Annotated in this window: 16 protein-coding genes and 2 pseudogenes; 11 read left to right on the forward strand and 7 right to left on the reverse strand. The window is 62.1% G+C overall.

Annotated elements, in window-relative coordinates:
- The 5 genes from BGRAMDRAFT_RS29820 to BGRAMDRAFT_RS34110 form a co-directional block, all read left to right on the forward strand.
- Positions 1-592 (forward strand): MFS transporter (locus BGRAMDRAFT_RS29820; RefSeq protein ID WP_232292386.1); only part of this gene is annotated, 592 nt, incomplete at its 5' end.
- Positions 593-751: 159 nt separating this feature from the next.
- Entirely contained in the window at positions 752-1,105 is a 354-nt protein-coding gene (locus BGRAMDRAFT_RS29825) for a DUF1428 domain-containing protein (RefSeq protein ID WP_006052629.1), read from the forward strand.
- A gap of 133 nt (positions 1,106-1,238) precedes the next feature.
- On the forward strand, positions 1,239-1,616 hold the full coding sequence (locus tag BGRAMDRAFT_RS29830) for a nuclear transport factor 2 family protein (protein WP_006052630.1): 378 nt from the start codon (positions 1,239-1,241) through the stop codon (positions 1,614-1,616).
- Between the two features lie 247 nt (positions 1,617-1,863).
- Positions 1,864-2,673, forward strand: a complete 810-nt coding sequence (locus BGRAMDRAFT_RS29835) for a hypothetical protein (RefSeq protein WP_006052631.1) — start codon at positions 1,864-1,866, stop codon at positions 2,671-2,673.
- A 24-nt stretch (positions 2,674-2,697) separates the two neighbouring features.
- Positions 2,698-3,162 (forward strand): type 1 glutamine amidotransferase family protein, encoded by a 465-nt coding sequence (locus BGRAMDRAFT_RS34110; RefSeq protein ID WP_006052632.1) that lies wholly within the window; start codon positions 2,698-2,700, stop codon positions 3,160-3,162.
- Between the two features lie 5 nt (positions 3,163-3,167).
- Here the strand turns inward: BGRAMDRAFT_RS34110 and BGRAMDRAFT_RS35720 are convergent.
- Positions 3,168-3,284, reverse strand: a pseudogene (locus BGRAMDRAFT_RS35720) (peroxidase-related enzyme); the annotation flags it as partial.
- A gap of 14 nt (positions 3,285-3,298) precedes the next feature.
- Between BGRAMDRAFT_RS35720 and BGRAMDRAFT_RS36210 the strand changes: the two are divergent.
- The 4 genes and pseudogenes from BGRAMDRAFT_RS36210 to BGRAMDRAFT_RS29855 form a co-directional block, all read left to right on the forward strand.
- Positions 3,299-3,382 (forward strand): annotated as a pseudogene (locus BGRAMDRAFT_RS36210) (ABC transporter ATP-binding protein); the annotation flags it as partial.
- Between the two features lie 174 nt (positions 3,383-3,556).
- Positions 3,557-4,375, forward strand: a complete 819-nt coding sequence (locus tag BGRAMDRAFT_RS29845; protein WP_006052633.1) for an ABC transporter substrate-binding protein — start codon at positions 3,557-3,559, stop codon at positions 4,373-4,375.
- Between the two features lie 91 nt (positions 4,376-4,466).
- Positions 4,467-5,207 (forward strand): amino acid ABC transporter permease, encoded by a 741-nt coding sequence (locus BGRAMDRAFT_RS29850; protein WP_006052634.1) that lies wholly within the window; start codon positions 4,467-4,469, stop codon positions 5,205-5,207.
- Entirely contained in the window at positions 5,204-5,980 is a 777-nt protein-coding gene (locus BGRAMDRAFT_RS29855) for an amino acid ABC transporter permease (protein WP_006052635.1), read from the forward strand. The genes BGRAMDRAFT_RS29850 and BGRAMDRAFT_RS29855 overlap by 4 nt, the downstream gene beginning before the upstream one ends.
- Positions 5,981-6,142: 162 nt before the next feature.
- On the opposite strand, the gene groL is transcribed toward BGRAMDRAFT_RS29855, so the two are convergent.
- Together groL and BGRAMDRAFT_RS29865 are read right to left on the reverse strand one after the other, a co-directional pair.
- Positions 6,143-7,783: a chaperonin GroEL gene (gene groL / locus BGRAMDRAFT_RS29860; protein WP_006052636.1), complete on the reverse strand. Its 1,641-nt coding sequence runs from the start codon at positions 7,781-7,783 to the stop codon at positions 6,143-6,145.
- Positions 7,784-7,801: 18 nt separating this feature from the next.
- Positions 7,802-8,092 carry a co-chaperone GroES gene (locus BGRAMDRAFT_RS29865; RefSeq protein WP_006052637.1) on the reverse strand — a complete coding sequence of 97 codons (291 nt, stop codon included), beginning with the start codon at positions 8,090-8,092 and terminating at the stop codon, positions 7,802-7,804.
- Positions 8,093-8,392: 300 nt separating this feature from the next.
- On the opposite strand from BGRAMDRAFT_RS29865, the gene BGRAMDRAFT_RS29870 reads away from it, so the two are divergent.
- Together BGRAMDRAFT_RS29870 and BGRAMDRAFT_RS29875 are read left to right on the forward strand one after the other, a co-directional pair.
- Positions 8,393-9,889, forward strand: coding sequence for a sugar ABC transporter ATP-binding protein (locus BGRAMDRAFT_RS29870; protein WP_006052638.1), 1,497 nt, complete (start codon positions 8,393-8,395; stop codon positions 9,887-9,889).
- Positions 9,886-10,965 (forward strand): ABC transporter permease, encoded by a 1,080-nt coding sequence (locus tag BGRAMDRAFT_RS29875; protein ID WP_006052639.1) that lies wholly within the window; start codon positions 9,886-9,888, stop codon positions 10,963-10,965. The genes BGRAMDRAFT_RS29870 and BGRAMDRAFT_RS29875 overlap by 4 nt, the downstream gene beginning before the upstream one ends.
- Here BGRAMDRAFT_RS29875 and BGRAMDRAFT_RS29880 read toward each other — a convergent pair.
- Genes BGRAMDRAFT_RS29880 through BGRAMDRAFT_RS29895 form a run of 4 tightly spaced genes read right to left on the reverse strand, consistent with a single transcriptional unit; the run spans position 10,956 to position 15,523 of the window.
- Positions 10,956-11,915 (reverse strand): ABC transporter permease, encoded by a 960-nt coding sequence (locus BGRAMDRAFT_RS29880; protein WP_006052640.1) that lies wholly within the window; start codon positions 11,913-11,915, stop codon positions 10,956-10,958. The genes BGRAMDRAFT_RS29875 and BGRAMDRAFT_RS29880 overlap by 10 nt on opposite strands.
- A complete protein-coding gene (locus BGRAMDRAFT_RS29885) occupies positions 11,908-12,936 on the reverse strand; it encodes an ABC transporter permease (RefSeq protein ID WP_006052641.1) in 1,029 nt (342 codons plus the stop codon). The genes BGRAMDRAFT_RS29880 and BGRAMDRAFT_RS29885 overlap by 8 nt, the downstream gene beginning before the upstream one ends.
- Positions 12,933-14,486, reverse strand: a complete 1,554-nt coding sequence (locus tag BGRAMDRAFT_RS29890; RefSeq protein WP_006052642.1) for a sugar ABC transporter ATP-binding protein — start codon at positions 14,484-14,486, stop codon at positions 12,933-12,935. The genes BGRAMDRAFT_RS29885 and BGRAMDRAFT_RS29890 overlap by 4 nt, the downstream gene beginning before the upstream one ends.
- Positions 14,483-15,523, reverse strand: a complete 1,041-nt coding sequence (locus tag BGRAMDRAFT_RS29895; RefSeq protein ID WP_006052643.1) for a sugar ABC transporter substrate-binding protein — start codon at positions 15,521-15,523, stop codon at positions 14,483-14,485. Before BGRAMDRAFT_RS29895 ends, BGRAMDRAFT_RS29890 begins: the two co-directional genes overlap by 4 nt.
- Positions 15,524-15,587 lie beyond the last annotated feature (64 nt).

Here is a 15,587-nt window from a genome sequence, read left to right on the forward strand (position 1 = left end):
TAAGCCGTACCGAGACACTCAGCGCGTTTCTCGTCGTGTTTTCATCGCGGCAGGCGTCTATTCGACGTACTCGTTTATTGCGCCGATTGTTCGCGACACGTTCCATGCCGGTTCCAGCGCTGTATCGGCCGCGCTTGTCGTGCTGGGCGTTGCCGGCGTCGCAGGCAACCTTTTCGTGACGCGTGCCGCGAGGCGCTATAGCGCGGAAGCGATGTTGACCGCTGGGCTCGCGCTGCTCGCCGTCGACCTCGCGTTGCTTTGGATGACGCCACCCCATCTGCAATGGTTCTTCGTTGCGCTTGCTGCCTGGGCATTCGCCACGGATCTGCTGTGGCCTTCCCAGCAGCGCCGGATCGTCGAGATGGTGCCGGACCGGCGCGGGACTGCATTAGCGTTGACTGCGTCGTTCGTATTTTGCGGAATCGGCTTTGGTTCGGCAGTGGCGGGGCATGTCTATCCAGTGTTCGGTTTTGCGGGTGTCATCTGCAGCTCGTTGGGCTTCCTCGCACTTTCCGCTGTTAGTCTGATTATTTCGCGGGCTTCCGTTGCGAGGATTCAGGTGCCTGTCGCCGGCGGCTCGAGTCAGTCCTGATCTTCCAGTGCGCGCGCCCGCGGACGAAATTTATCGTGAGCTTTGTCGATTTCCTCAAGCGTGGTTCGTCGTGTGTATAGGGCGGCAAGATTGCGGCAATGCGGTCCCGACGTCGCTTTTGCGCCCTTATTCATGACTTACGCAAACCGGAGATCGTTCATGACTTACATAGATGGGTTTGTCGCCGCGGTGCCCACGGCCAATCGCGAAACGTACAGGAAGCATGCCGAATCGGCAGCGGCCGTCTTCAAGGAGCACGGCGCATTGAAGGTGGTCGAGTGCTGGGGAGACGACGTCCCGGAAGGGAAGCTGACGTCTTTTCCGATGGCGGTCAAACGGCAGCATGACGAGGCGGTGGTGTTCTCCTGGGTTGTCTGGCCTTCGCGTCAGGCACGAGACGACGGCATGAAAGCGGTGATGGCTGATCCACGGCTGCAGCCTGACACGAATCCGATGCCGTTCGACGGCAAGCGGCTGATCTACGGCGGGTTTGAAGTGATCGTGGACGCATGAGGGGCAAAGAAGGCGGCGCCGGTCGGGTCGACAATGGCCAGGAGCCTGCGATGCACCTGAGTTTTCCGCAGGTCCACCTGCGGGAACGGGCCGTTGAGGCGCTTTCCTGAAACATTCAATGGAGACGACGTATATGCAGCAAGATCCTGCCGACATCGCCCGTGCGAGCTATCTCGCCTACGTACGTAAGGACCGCGCCGCCATCGAGGCGCTGATCGGCGCTGACTTCCATTTCACTAGCCCTCTGGATAACCGCCTGGATCGCAGCACTTACTTCACGCGTTGTTGGCCGAACAGCGAGACGATTACCGACTTTCAGTTCGTCGATGTCGTTGTTCATGGCGAACAGGTGTTCGTCGTTTACGAAGCAACGACTCTTGGCAGTCGACGATTCCGCAATACGGAGCGGCTGACCGTCCGCGGCGGCAAGATCGTCGAGGCAGAGGTTTATTTCGGCTGGTCCCTTCCGCACGACGCGCCCGATGGCGGATATGTGACGTCGGTCGGCTAGGTTGTCGGCAATGGCCGAGCCGTCGCCCACGAGCACCCTTTGGATGACCCGAGCATTTAGTTAGTCACGCAAACGGCTATCTGTCTGTCGACGCCGGCATGAAGGCCGACCCGCGACGGTCGGGTTTGTCGCCGATGCGCGCGTGCCGACAGACCGATCCCTCCGCAAAAAAATCGGCGAATATCCCAAAAACATAGGTCTCCGGCAATCTGCTAGCGTTACGCCGTCATAAGCGACGAGGCTGGCGATGGGTGGAACCGAACTGAAGACAGATTCGTTTCAACGCTGGGTGATGTACAGTAAGGATGCCTACGCGAGCGGGCGCATCTTTCTCTCTACAGAGCAAAAACAGGCGGTTGAAGAAGGCAAGAAGTTCTCCCAACGTGCATACGCCGATATATGGGCTAAAGATGCCGCTCTTGTTGGGCGGGTCCGCGCTTTTCTCGGGACGAATTTCTATTGGCACGAGCGGCTGGCAAAGAATGGCGCTGACCTCGAGGTCATAGAGACATTGCAGTCCATGATCCGCGGCGAGAGTGTTGTTCTCATTGCCGAGCAATCGCGCACAGGCGGCTTGGGTGGCAATCCGCCGCCCGCGCCCCAGGGGCTCCCCAGCTTCCGCAGTTCGTTAATGAACGATTGCGGAATGTCCTACGATGCGGCGACGGCTTATATTGACCGCTATAACGACATGGAGGACCGGATTAATGCGGGTCCAGCCCGCAATGCGAACGCGGCCCCTTCGTCACTGGCCGACGCCGCGAGCGATCTCACGGAAACCGCTGCGCCGCTGGGCGATGCGCAGCCGTTCGATTATCAGCCCGATATCCTGGACGGCGATGAGGAAGAAGTCGCGGCGCGGGGCGTCCGTATGACAGGGAACGAGCCTGGGGGCTTTGCAATCAACCCCAACGGACAGGACGTCGATTATTTCGATTCAGACGGCAATCTTTCGGCTCAATATCATGGAAGCCACGGCGACCCGCACGGACATAATTTTTCAGACGGCGTGCGGGACAATAGTCATCTTCCAATGTCACCAATCAACTTTGACTAGGCGCGCGCCGAATAGAGGACTGTCATGAGCAAGGCAAACAGGACATGGGGTTGGCATCTTGCCAGGGATGGTGAACGGCTTGAATTGGTTCTTGGTGGATATTCGTCTTTCCACGATTCAGCTATACGCTCATTCTGTTTGCAGAGAATCCGGCGAACGCACGAAGGCGTCAGCGGTCTTCCTTTGCCGGGGAATCGCACGCGCGAGATGCTAGACCTTCGGCTGGAAGTGCTTCACAACCGGTATGGTGCGCCGCCCGTCCCAGGGAAACCCGATTACATCGCCACACTAGACTTTCTGGATATTCGAGCGTCGGATATCGACGTGAACGGTATGGTAGAAGAAGCAACGATTACGGAAATGACGCTTGCTGAAACGCCGGAAGGCTTGATTCAGCTTGACCTCACACCAAACATTGGCCTTGATATCCGGCTAACGTGCAAGGAAGCTGTACTTGTTGATTTGCGCCCTTACACGCGCGAAGTCTAGCCTTTCTACGCGGGAAACACCGGCTCCCCCAAACTCAGCATCAGCCGGTTTGCCCACGCGAAGATCGCGATCGCGTGGCTCAGATCGAGAATCTGTGTATCGTCGAGTCCGGCATGGCGAAGCGCGTCGAGCGAAGAAACGCGACGGACTCACCATTTTGCTGATCGAGCACAAGCTCGATCTCGTGATGCGTCTGTCCGACCGCGTGCTGGTACTCGACGGGCGCGAACCAGGGACCCCGCCGCGCCCCACCCATTATCAGAAACGCTGCTTAGCACCTGAAAATTGCTTGGTTTGTGCTGTCCGCAAGCGTTGCTAGAGTCCACTTCTCACGCTAAGGCACGCGCTATTCGACCTCGCGCGCGGCCCATCAAAACAACAGGAAACCACCGCTATGAATCTCAGAGTGCTTGGCGCAGTGATCGCCGGAAGTCTGCTTGTCATGTCCGCTGCCGCGCACGCGGATCGCCTCGACGACATCAAGAAGGCGGGCGTATTGCGCGTGGCCGCGTTCGACAGCAATCCGCCGTTCGGCTTCGTCGATCCGAAGAGCAATCAGATCGTCGGGCTCGACGTCGATTATGCGCGGGCGCTCGCCACGCGCCTCGGCGTCAAGCTCGAGATCCAGCCGACCAATCCGGCGAACCGCATCGCGTTCCTGAAGTCGGGCAAGGTGGATCTCGTGTTCGCCAACTTTACGATTACCGACGACCGCAAGAAGGAAGTGGATTTCAGCATTCCGTATTTTGCGTCGGGCACGCAATTCATCGCGAAGAAGGGCACGCTTACTTCGCCGCAGCAGTTGAACGGTTTGCGGATCGGCGCCGACAAAGGCACGACCAATGAGCAGCAGGTGCGAGCGCAATTCCCGAGCGCGACGATCATCGCTTACGACGACACGCCGTTCGCATTCGCCGCGCTTCGCACGGGCAACGTGCAGGCGATCACGCAGGACGGACCGAAGCTCGTCGCGTTGCTGGCGAAGGTACCGGACAAGGCGAACTACGAGATCCCGCCGTTCACGATCTCCAACGACTACGAAGGCGTGGGCGTGCCGAAGGGCGAGACGCGCCTGCTGAATGTCGTCAACGACACGCTGAAGGATCTCGAAGCCAAGGGCACGGCCGGCACGATCTACGATACCTGGTTCGGCCCGAAGAGCGCCGCGCCGCTGCCGCGTCTGTTCAGGATCGGCGATCCGCAGAAGAGCTGAACGCCCGTCGCTTGACAGCCGTCTCGACATGGCCCGGTCACGAAACGCGTGACCGGGCCTTCTTGCTGATACAGGACCGCGTTTTCTCCAAATGCATTTGATGAACTTCTGGCTGGACCCGCGCTATCTCGGCTGGCTCGCCCACGGCTTTCTGATCACGCTGATCCTGTCGGCGTGCGTGAGCGTGTGCGCGACGTTGCTTGGATTCGGGCTGGCAATGGCCCGCATCGCGCAACATCGTGCGGTCGCCACGGCGGCGAAGCTCTACGTACTCGTGTTTCGCAATTCTCCGTTGCTGGTCCAATTGCTGTTCTGGTACTTCGGCGCGGCCACGCTGCTGCCTTCCGCGTGGATGACGTGGCTGAACACGCCGCATGTCCTGAGCGCCGGGCCGTTTGCGCTGCACTGGCCGAGCTTCGAACTGTTCGCCGGCTGGCTCGGGCTGACGTGCTACAGCACGGCCTTTATCGCCGAGGAGTTTCGCGCCGGAATCCGCGGCGTGGGCATCGCGCAATATCAGGCGAGCGCGGCATTGGGCATGACGCGTTACGCGACCTTGCGGCACGTGGTGCTGCCGCAAGCGGTGCGGATCGCCACGCCGCCGCTCGCGGGGCAATACATGAATATCGTGAAGAACTCGTCGCTGACGATGGCGATCGGCGTCGCCGAGTTGTCTTATGCGTCTCGCCAGGTCGACACGGAAAGCTTCCGGACTTTTCAGGCGTTCGGCACGGCGACCGTGCTGTATGTCGGCACCATCGCGCTGATCGAAATGGCTCTCGTGATCTGGCAGCACACGGGCGTACGCGCGCTGCAACGGGGGCGAGCATGACCGCGCTCGAGTGGCTGCCGACGCTGCGCTATCTGCTGCTCGGTGCGTTTCCCAACGGGCCGCTGGGCGGCGCGGCGCTGACGGTCGTGCTCTCGGTGGTGTCGGCGTTGCTGTCCGCCGTCGTGGGGTTGGCGGGCGGCGTGGCGCTCGCGCTGACACGCGGCGGCGCATACGTGGTGCTGCTCGGAATCGTCGCGTTTTTCCGCGCAATTCCGGTGCTGATGCTGATCTTCTGGACCTTCTTCCTGATGCCGATGCTGCTGCATATCGACGTGCCGGGCCTCGTCGCGGTGGTCTGCGCGCTGTCGCTGATCGGCGGCGCGTATCTGTCGCATGCGGTGCATGCGGGGATCGTGTCGGTCGGCGCGGGCCAGCAGCAGGCGGCGCTGTCGCTCGGGCTCACGCGCTGGCAGGCATTGCGTCATGTGGTGCTGCCGCAGGCTGTGCGCATCATGCTGCCGTCATTCGTGAATCAGTGGGTGTCGCTCGTCAAGGACACGTCGCTCGCGTATATCGTCGGCGTGCCGGAATTCACGTTTCTCGCCAATCAGGTCAACAGCCGTCTGATGATTTATCCCGCGCAGATTTTCGTATTCGTCGGGATCGTGTATCTGGTTTTGTGCTCCGCGCTGCAATGGATTGCGTCTCGCATGTTGTTGCGGGAACGGCGGGCTCACGCCACGCGCATCGATGCGGCAACGGAAACGGAAACGGAAACCGAAACCGAAAGCGGTACGGTGCGCGATGAACAACACGGCGTGGCGGTGCGTTGATGCGATGAGTTTGCGCATCGGCTGCGGGCCGTGAGCGGAGAGCAGGCGAGAGCAGAACAGACACAGGCCGGCTCGCGACAAAGCGAATACCGGCCCGTGTCCCTTGCGTTTAACCGCGCGCAGTGCAAGCGCGCGATGCCTTGCGGCAGACGGTACGGGTACTTAGAAATCGAGTCCCGGCCCGCCCGCGCCGGGACCGCCCGGCTGTCCCGCTGCCGGCGCATCCTTCGGCGCTTCATGGACGGTGGCGTCGGTGGTGAGCAGCAGACCCGCGACCGATGCCGCGTTTTGCAACGCCGTGCGCGTCACCTTGGTCGGATCGAGCACGCCCGATTCCACCAGGTCGCCGTACTCGCCGGTCTGCGCGTTGTAGCCGAAATTGCCCGTGCCTTCCGCCACTTTCGCGACGACCACGCTGGCCTCTTCGCCGGCATTCGTCACGATCTGCCGCAGCGGTTCTTCTAGCGCGCGCAGCACGATCTTGATGCCCGCATCCTGATCGGCATTCACGCCCTTGAGCGCACTGATAGCCTGCTTCACGCGAATCAGCGCGACGCCGCCGCCCGGCACGATGCCTTCCTCGACAGCGGCACGCGTTGCATGCAGCGCGTCGTCGACACGGTCTTTCTTTTCCTTGACCTCGATCTCGGTCGCGCCGCCGACCTTGATGACGGCCACGCCGCCCGCCAGTTTCGCGACCCGTTCCTGCAGTTTCTCGCGATCGTAGTCCGAACTGGCTTCCTCGATCTGCGTGCGAATCTGCTTCACGCGTGCTTCGATGTTCTTGCTGTCGCCCGCGCCGTCGATGACGGTGGTGTTTTCCTTGCCGACCTCGATCCGCTTGGCCTGACCGAGTTCCGCGAGCGTCGCTTTTTCGAGCGACAGTCCCGTTTCTTCGGCGATCACCTGGCCGCCGGTCAGAATCGCGATGTCTTCGAGCAGCGCCTTGCGGCGATCGCCGAAGCCTGGCGCCTTCACAGCAACCGTCTTCAGAATGCCGCGAATGTTGTTGACCACCAGCGTAGCCAGCGCTTCGCCTTCGACATCTTCCGCGATGATCAGAAGCGGCCGGCCGGCTTTCGCGACCTGTTCCAGAACCGGCAGCAGATCGCGGATGTTCGACACCTTCTTGTCGTGCAGCAGCACGAACGGGTTATCGAGCACGGCCACCTGTTTGTCCTGATCGTTGATGAAATACGGCGACAGGTAGCCACGATCGAATTGCAGACCTTCCACCACGTCGAGCTCATCGTCGAGCGACTTGCCGTCTTCCACGGTGATCACGCCTTCCTTGCCGACACGGTCGATCGCTTCGGCAATCCGCTGGCCGATCGACTCTTCGCCGTTGGCCGAGATCGTCGCGACCTGAGCGATTTCCTTGCTGGTCGTGGTCGGCCTGCTGATCTTCTTGAGCTCGTCGATCGCGGCGATCACGGCCTTGTCGATGCCGCGCTTCAGGTCCAGCGGATTGAGGCCCGCCGCCACATACTTCTGTCCTTCACGCACGATGGCTTGCGCGAGCACGGTCGCGGTGGTGGTGCCGTCGCCGGCGGCGTCGCTGGTGCGCGAGGCGACTTCCTTCACGAGCTGCGCGCCGATGTTCTGCACGCGGTCCGGTAATTCGATTTCCTTGGCGACCGAGACGCCGTCCTTGGTCACGATGGGCGAACCGAAGCTGCGTTCGAGCACAACATTGCGGCCCTTCGGACCGAGCGTGACCTTGACCGCGTTGGCCAGAATGTTGACGCCTTCGACGAGTTTCGAGCGGGCGACGTCGCTGAAGATGATTTCTTTTGCTGCCATGATTTGACGCTCCGTTCGTTATTGAGTGACCACTGCCACAACATCTTCTTCGCGCAGCACGAGCAGTTCGTTGCCGTCGACTTTGACCGACTGTCCCGCATATTTGCCGAACAGCACGCGCTCGCCGACCTTGAGGTCAGGTTCGACGCGCTTGCCGTCGCTATCGCGCTTGCCCGGACCAATGGCGATAACTTCGCCCTGATCGGGTTTTTCGGCAGCGCTTTCAGGAATCACGATGCCCGAAGCGGTTTTGGTTTCCTGGTCGAGACGCTTGACGATCAGGCGGTCATGCAAAGGACGTAGGCTCATGGTTCGATATCCGCGTGTGAGTTTTGGCACTCGTCGTTGGTGAGTGCTGACCGGAATCGAGTATAGAAAGAAGAGCGCGCGTTGCTCCAATAAGCGATTCATCGAAGGTTATGCGCGTTTGGCATTTGGGTGGAGGCTAGTCGCCCGTTGATTGCCGTTCGGTCTCCGGGCCGATATCGGGCCCGGGAAGAGAAAGCGGTCACACTATCGATATGAGCAACGCTTCGTTGGCCGGCTGATATCCGCTAGCTACGATGGTCGGTCATTCGCTACGAGCGCAGTTACGCTGCGCGCTCTTCGATGGCCGCTCCCATTCTGACCGTCGCCGCCGTCTCGAAACGCTTCGGCCCCACGCTGGCGCTCGATTCCGTCGACTTCTCGATCAGCGCCGGTGAAGTCGTCGCGCTGATGGGCGCCAACGGCGCGGGCAAATCCACACTCGTCAAAATCTTGAGTGGCGTTTATCGCCCGGACGGCGGCAATCTGAGCTTGCGTGGCGAGCCGTTCCAGCCCGCGTCGCCGCATCACGCGAAACAGCTCGGCATTGCGACCGTGCACCAGTCCATTGCGGAAGCTGTGGTGCCGGCGCTTTCCATAGCGGACAACCTGTTGCTCGACCGCCTGTGCGATCCGGCCTCGCCGTGGCGCGCGCCGCCGGCAGCGCGCATTCGCGACGCGGCGCCGTTGGCCGCGCGGGTAGGGCTGGACGCCGATCTGGCTGCACCCTTGGCGTCGCTGTCGCTCGCCGCGCAGCAGCTCGTGACGCTGGCGCGTGCTTTGGCTACGCGACCGGCGCTGCTGATCCTCGATGAACCCACGGCCAGTCTTTCCGAGCCGGAGGCCGAGCGTCTCTTTGCGTTGCTCGAGCGCTTGCGCGATGAAGGTGTTGCGATTCTGCTGGTATCGCATCGGCTCGGCGACCTGCGTCGTATTGCGCAGCGCGTGACAATTGTGCGCGACGGCCGCATCGTCTCCGACTTACGCGCGCCGATCGATTTCAACGCCGCAGTGGAAACGATGATCGGCCGCAAACTGCGCAGCGATCGCAACGCGGCCGTCTCCACTCATGCTGCTCTCTCCGCTCAGAAGCCCTGCTTCAGCGTGCGCGATCTGCAATTGACGCCCGGCAGCGTCTCTTTCGATCTCGACGTGCAGCAAGGCGAAATCGTCGCGATCGCCGGGCCGGTCGGCGGGGGCAAGTCGCGTTTTGCACGGGCCATTTTCGGCGCGATCCGCACAGCGTCCGGCACGATGACGCTCGACGGCAAGCCGTGGCGTCCGCGCTCACCTGCCGACGCAATCCGCGCCGGTGTCTTCCTCGCGGGCGAAGACCGTTGGCGTACGTCGCTGTTTCCGGACAGCGTACCGTTCGCGTCGATCGCGGGCACGCTCAGCTTTCCGTTTCTCACGCGCTGGTTCAGGCGGGGCGTGGTCAATCGCGGCCGCGAACAGCGCGCGGCGGCCGACGCAATCGACAACTTCGGGATTCGCTGCACGGGTCCGGATGACCGGCTCACGCGTCTATCAGGCGGCAATCAGCAGAAGGTCGTGCTCGCGCGCTGGCATGCGCAACCCGCGCGTTTGCTGCTGCTCGACGAACCGTTTCAGGGCGTCGATGCGGGCGCACGCGCCGATATCGTCGACACGTTGCGGCGTCACGCCGGCCAACGCGCCACGCTCGTTTTCGTCAGCGATCTCGAGGAGGCGCTCGAGATCGCCGATCGCGTCGTCCGTTTCGATCGGGCCACGCTCGAGCCTGCCGCCCATTCCGACCTCAATCTCCACGCTCACTCATGAAAACCAGCTCTTCGATTGCATCCGAGGCCGTCGATCAAAACGCTCATGCGGCACGAACCGCGGTCGCACGCAAAGGCGGCGCATTGCGCAGCCTGCGAGGCCACCTCGAACGAACCGGTATGCTCCTCGTGCTCGCGCTACTGATCGTCGTCTTTGCGCTCAACCAGCCGGCGTTTCTGAATATCGACAACCTGTTCAGCATTTTGCAGTCGGTGTCGATTGTGGCGCTGCTCGGAATCGGCGTGACCGTGACGCTTGCGGCGGGCGGTTTCGATCTGTCGGTGGGCAGCGTGGCCGCATCGGCGCAGATGGCGGCGAGCTATGTGTTGATCGTCTGGCACGGCAATACGCTCGCGGCGGTCGCCGCGTGCCTTGTCCTCGGCGTGCTGGCCGGTCTCTTCAACGGCCTGTTGATTACGCGCCTGCGCGTGCCGGATCAGCTTGCCACGCTCGGCACGCTATTTCTGCTCGCCGGCTTGCAATTGATACCCACAGGTGGCCGTTCGCTCGCCACGGGTACGATCCTGCCCGACGGCACGGAAACGACCGGCGTATTCCCCGATGCGTTCCTGGCGCTCGGACGTCTGCGTCTATTCGACGTCGTGCCGCTGCCGGTGATCGTGCTTGCCGTGTTGACGGTGGTGGCTTGCGTGCTGATGGAAAGCACGCGCTGGGGCCGCGTCATTTACGCAATCGGCGGCAACGAGACGGCGGCGCGTCTCGCTGGTGCACCGACTGCGCGCTACCGGATTGCCGCGTATGTCGTGTCGGGCGCGATTGCTTCGCTGGGCGGCGTGCTGATTGCCGCGCGCGTCGGCCGTGGCGATGTCAGCGCGGGCCATTCGATGCTGCTCGATGCCGTCGCGGCATCGCTGGTCGGATACGCGGTGTGGGGCGCCAAGCGGCCGAACGTGTTCGGCACGGTCGTCGGCGCGGTGTTCGTCGGTGTGTTGTTGAACGGCTTGACGATGCTCAACGCGCCGTACTACATGCAGGATTTCATCAAGGGTGTGCTGCTGGTCGGCGCGTTGGCATTTACGTTTAGCGTGGGACGTGGCGCGGAATCTCACGCATAACGGGTTCGGCGTTGAGCGAAGCTGACGGCCAGCACGGCGAAGATCAATGCGCCGGTCGCCACTTGTTGCCAGTAGAAATTCCAGCCGATCAGCAACAGTCCGTTTGCGACCAGACTGAGCAGCAGCACGCCAAGCAAGGTGCCGACGACGCCAGGACGGCGCGTCGGCGACAACGTGGTGCCGATAAACGTCGCACCGATCGCATTGAGCAGATAACCGTTGCCGGCCTGCGGAACGTACGCTTTGACGGTGGACGAAAGCAGCAGTCCCACGACGCCATAAATCAACGCGCTGGCGATAAAAGTCACTGCCGTGATCGTCGCCACCGGCAGCCCCGAATAGCGCGCAACGCCAGGTTGCGCGCCAAGCGCCGTGATCGCCCTGCCGAACGCGGAGCGCGAAAGCGTGACGTGTACGATAAGCGCCAATGCAGCGACGATCCATAACGGCACCGGGAGGCCGGCTACGGCGCCATGCGCGAGCGCACTGAATAGCGGCGGCAACGCCATATTCAACAGATACACGGGCTGTCCGCCATCGGTCGCGAGTTGTTGCACGGTTTGTCCGATGAACAACGTGCCGAGCGTCGCGAGAAACGGCGCGATGCCGAGTCTGCCGATCAATACGCCGTTGAACGCGCCAATTACGAATGCGGCGGCGAGACCGCCCAATGCCGCCGGCAACACGCCCACATGATGTGCGCTCAACAGCACGAACGCGAGACTGGCGACGTCGATAGACGTGCCGAGCGACAGATCGATCGCACCCAGGGACAATGCGAGCGTCATGCCAAGCGAGGCGATAGCGAGCAATGCGAAGTTGTTGAGAAGAACGTCGGCGAGATTGCCGGCCCGCGCAAAACCGGGCGCAAAAACCGCAAAGAAAACGATCACGGCGATCAATGCGCCGACTAGCGCGAAGCGCTGAAAGCGTCCGATGGTTTCAATCATGGGCATGACTCCCCGCATGACGGCGGCGCACAAGAGCAGTGGTGGCGACCACAAACAGAATCAACACGCCTTCCACTCCGTTGACCCAATAGCTCGATACATTGTCGAGTTGAAAGCCGTTGCTGATCACGCCGATAAAAAGCACGGCGAGCAGCGTGCCCGGAATGGTCGGCACGAGACGCCGCGAAAACACGAAGCCGAGCAATGCCGCCGCGACGGTCGCCAGCAGATTTTCTCCCGCGCCCGGTGAACTGCCGCTGACTAGCGCGGTGGAAGCCAGTGCCGCCAACGCAGCCGCCACGCCGCTCAACACGTAACTGGCCGCAATGTAGCGATGAGTTCGAACGCCCGCTGCCTGCGCGGCGTCGCGATGAGCGCCGACCGCGCGCAAGCGCAATCCGAACGGCGTGTAGTGAATCAGCGCGGTGAAGAGCGCGGCAACGAGCAGCAATGCATACGCAAGATGGGGCACGCCAAGCGCGCCATTGTCGAGCAGGAAGCCGGGCAATGCTCCGCTTGCAGGCACCGACGTATTCTGCGTGAGCACCAGTTCGAATCCGGCGCAGAGATTCATCGTCGTCAGTGTGGCAAGCAACGGGAAGATGCGCAGTACGATCACGGCGAACGCGTTGAGCGCACCGACTGCGGCGCCCGCTGCCAGCGTCAGCGCGAAAGCGCTCAAAGGCGAAAAGCCGTCGCGCAGCGTCACCGCGTACACCGCCGCACTCAGCCCGAGATTGGCCGCGACGGACAGATCAAGGCCGCCTCTGATCGGATCGGCACCGCCGCCTATCAGCACAATCGTCAACCCAAAGCCGAGTATTCCAACTACCGCGGATTGCTGCACGACGTTGGCCAGATTGGCGAGGCTGAAAAAGAGCGGCGAACTGATGGCAAAGCCGACGAACACTGCGGCAAAGGCGAGCGCCGCACCGCTGCGCAGCCACCATTGCGCGCCGAAGAAGCGCTCGGGTATTTCGAATTTGCCGCTACGTGGCGCGTTTTCGAGAACCTTGCTCATGCGGCAACCTCCTGTTGCGATGACGCGCCGCGTGCACCGGTTGCCCATGCGAGTACGTCCTGGCTATCGGCTTCGCGTGAGACGAGTTCGCGTACGATCCGGCCACGCGCCATCACCAGCACGCGGTCGGTCATGCCGAGCAGTTCGATCAGATCGCTGGAGAACAGCACTACGGCAGCACCGTCCCGCGCAAGCCGGTCCAGCAGACGATAGATCTCCGTCTTCGCGCCGATGTCGACGCCGACTGTAGGCTCATCGAGCAGATACACCGACGACGCGCGGCTCAGCCACTTCGCGAGCGCGACTTTCTGCTGGTTGCCTCCGGACAGATGCCGCACCGGCGCTTCCGTGCCCGGCGTGCGCACGGCCAGATCCTCGATCAGACCTTGCACGGCGAGGGTCTCGCTGCGTTGCTTCAGCAGCCCGAAACGACTGAAGCGCGCGAGACTGGCAAGCGTCGTGTTCTCGCGCACGGAAAGCGCGGGCGCAACGCCATGCGCGCGCCGGTCTTCCGGAACGAAGGCAATGCGTCGGCGCACGGCGTCCTGCGGACGTCGCAAACGTACCGGCTTGCCGTCGATTTCGATCACGCCCTCGACGCCGCGTTCAAGCCCGAACAGACTGCGGATCACCTGCTTGCCGCCGGAGCCGAGTAAACCGGTCACGCCGATAATCTCGCCGCGCCGCACATCGAACGAGACGTCGTCGAAGCGGTTTTGCGCGCTCAATTTGCGTACGCTCAACACGGTTTCGCCAGGTGTGCGCGCCGACTGGGGCATACGCGTTTGCGGCTGCGCGCCGATCATTGCCGTGACGAGCGACTCCGTAGAGGTGGTGCGTGCATCGACATGAGCGACGTCCGCGCCGTCGCGCAGCACGGTCACGCGATCGCAGACAGCCGCGATTTCGTTGAGGTAGTGCGACACGTAAAGGATGGTCAGGCCGCGTTGCCGCAGACGATCGATGGTCTGCAGCAAGCGGTCCACTTCGCGGCTCACCAGCGCCGCGGTCGGTTCGTCGAAGACGAGAATGCGCGGCTCGCGAATCAGTTCGCGCGTGATCTGCACGATCTGCTGTTCAGCGACGCTGAGATCGCCTATCAGCCGGTTGGGCGGCAAGTCGACACCGAAGTGTGTCTGCAACGCGTCACGCGCATCGCGCTGCATGCGGCGCACATCCAGTAGACGAAACGGCCCCGCCGCGCGTGGACCGAAGCTGCGTTCGTCGCCTAGCCAGAGCGCTTCCGCGACCGTGAAGGTGGCCGGCAACATGCGTTCCTGATGGATGAAGCCAATGCCGGACCCATGCGTGTGAGCGGACGCATCGAGCGGTTGTTCGATGCCGTCGACGCTGATCGTGCCTGAATCCGCTGCGTGAATGCCGGCGAGAATCTTGATCAGCGTCGATTTGCCCGCGCCGTTCTGGCCGATCAGACCGTGTACGCTGCCGCGCGCCACGTCGAGCGACGCGCCGCGCAGCGCGGGCACGCCGTCGAAATGTTTGACGACGTCGCGCAGCACAAGCGCGGAAGGATGCGCCTTTGGATTCATTTCGAGCCGAGTTGTCCCAGGGTTTGCTGGACGTTGCCGGCGTTGTCCTTGGTGACGAGAATAGACGGCACGTAAGTGTAGGGCGGCAAGGTGCGGTCGCCCGCGAGGTAGCGCGCGACGTTGTCCACGGCCGTCTTGCCGATCAACGCCGGTTGCTGTGCGACCACGGCGCCTGCGCTCGACTTCGGGTCCTTGACGAGCGCCACGACGTCCGGGCTGCCATCCACGGCGTAGGTTCTGATTTCATTTCGATGCGCGGCATCCACGGCCTGGGTGGCGCCGACCTGCGGCACGTCCCATGCCGACCAGATCGCGGCAATCTGCCCCTTCGGATACTTCGCGAGCAACTGGCTCACTTGCGCATACGCGCTTTGCACCGTGTTCGGGATTACATCGCGCAACTCGGGCTGGATGATGTGCACTTTCGGGTAGTACTTCAGCACGGCTTTCAACTGGTCGTAGCGGATTGCGCAAACCGGCACGCCGTAAAAACCATTGAATACGAGGATGTTGCCCTCGCCGTGAATGTCGTTGACGAGCTTCAGCGCAAGCTGTTCGCCGATGAAGAAGTTATCCGAAGTCGTGTCGTTGATGCTCGACGGAGATGCTGTGTCGATTGTGAACAGCGGGATGTTGGCCTGGCGTATTTTCTGCAACCACGGCTCCAGTACTGTTGCAGTGCCCAATTGTTCGATGATGGCATCGGGCTTCTGCGCGATCAGCGTCTGGATCTGCGCAATCTGGCGGTTGTCGTTGCGGCCCGCGTCGAGCGCGATCGGTGTGCCGCCGAGGCGTTTTACTTCATCCACGGCGCCCTGGTAGGCTTTCAGATCCCAGTAATGATCCGTGCCTGCCACAGTAATGCCGATGCGCTTGCCCTTGAGCGAGGGCACCGGCGCGGCGTTATCGCCCGTGGACGCCGCTGCGGGCGTTTCGCCTTGCGCGTGCGCTAAAGAGAAGAGGCCTCCGGCAAGTGTGAAAGCGGTTGCGGCCAGCAGCGAGAACAGACTGGGCAGAGTGGGCAGAGGGCGTTTCATGGTGTCCGGTTTGAAGAGGCAAGAAGGTCCATCCTGCGATGACTCTAATCAACAACGCATCGCG

It is taken from the genome of Paraburkholderia graminis C4D1M (assembly GCF_000172415.1).
GTDB lineage: Bacteria > Pseudomonadota > Gammaproteobacteria > Burkholderiales > Burkholderiaceae > Paraburkholderia > Paraburkholderia graminis.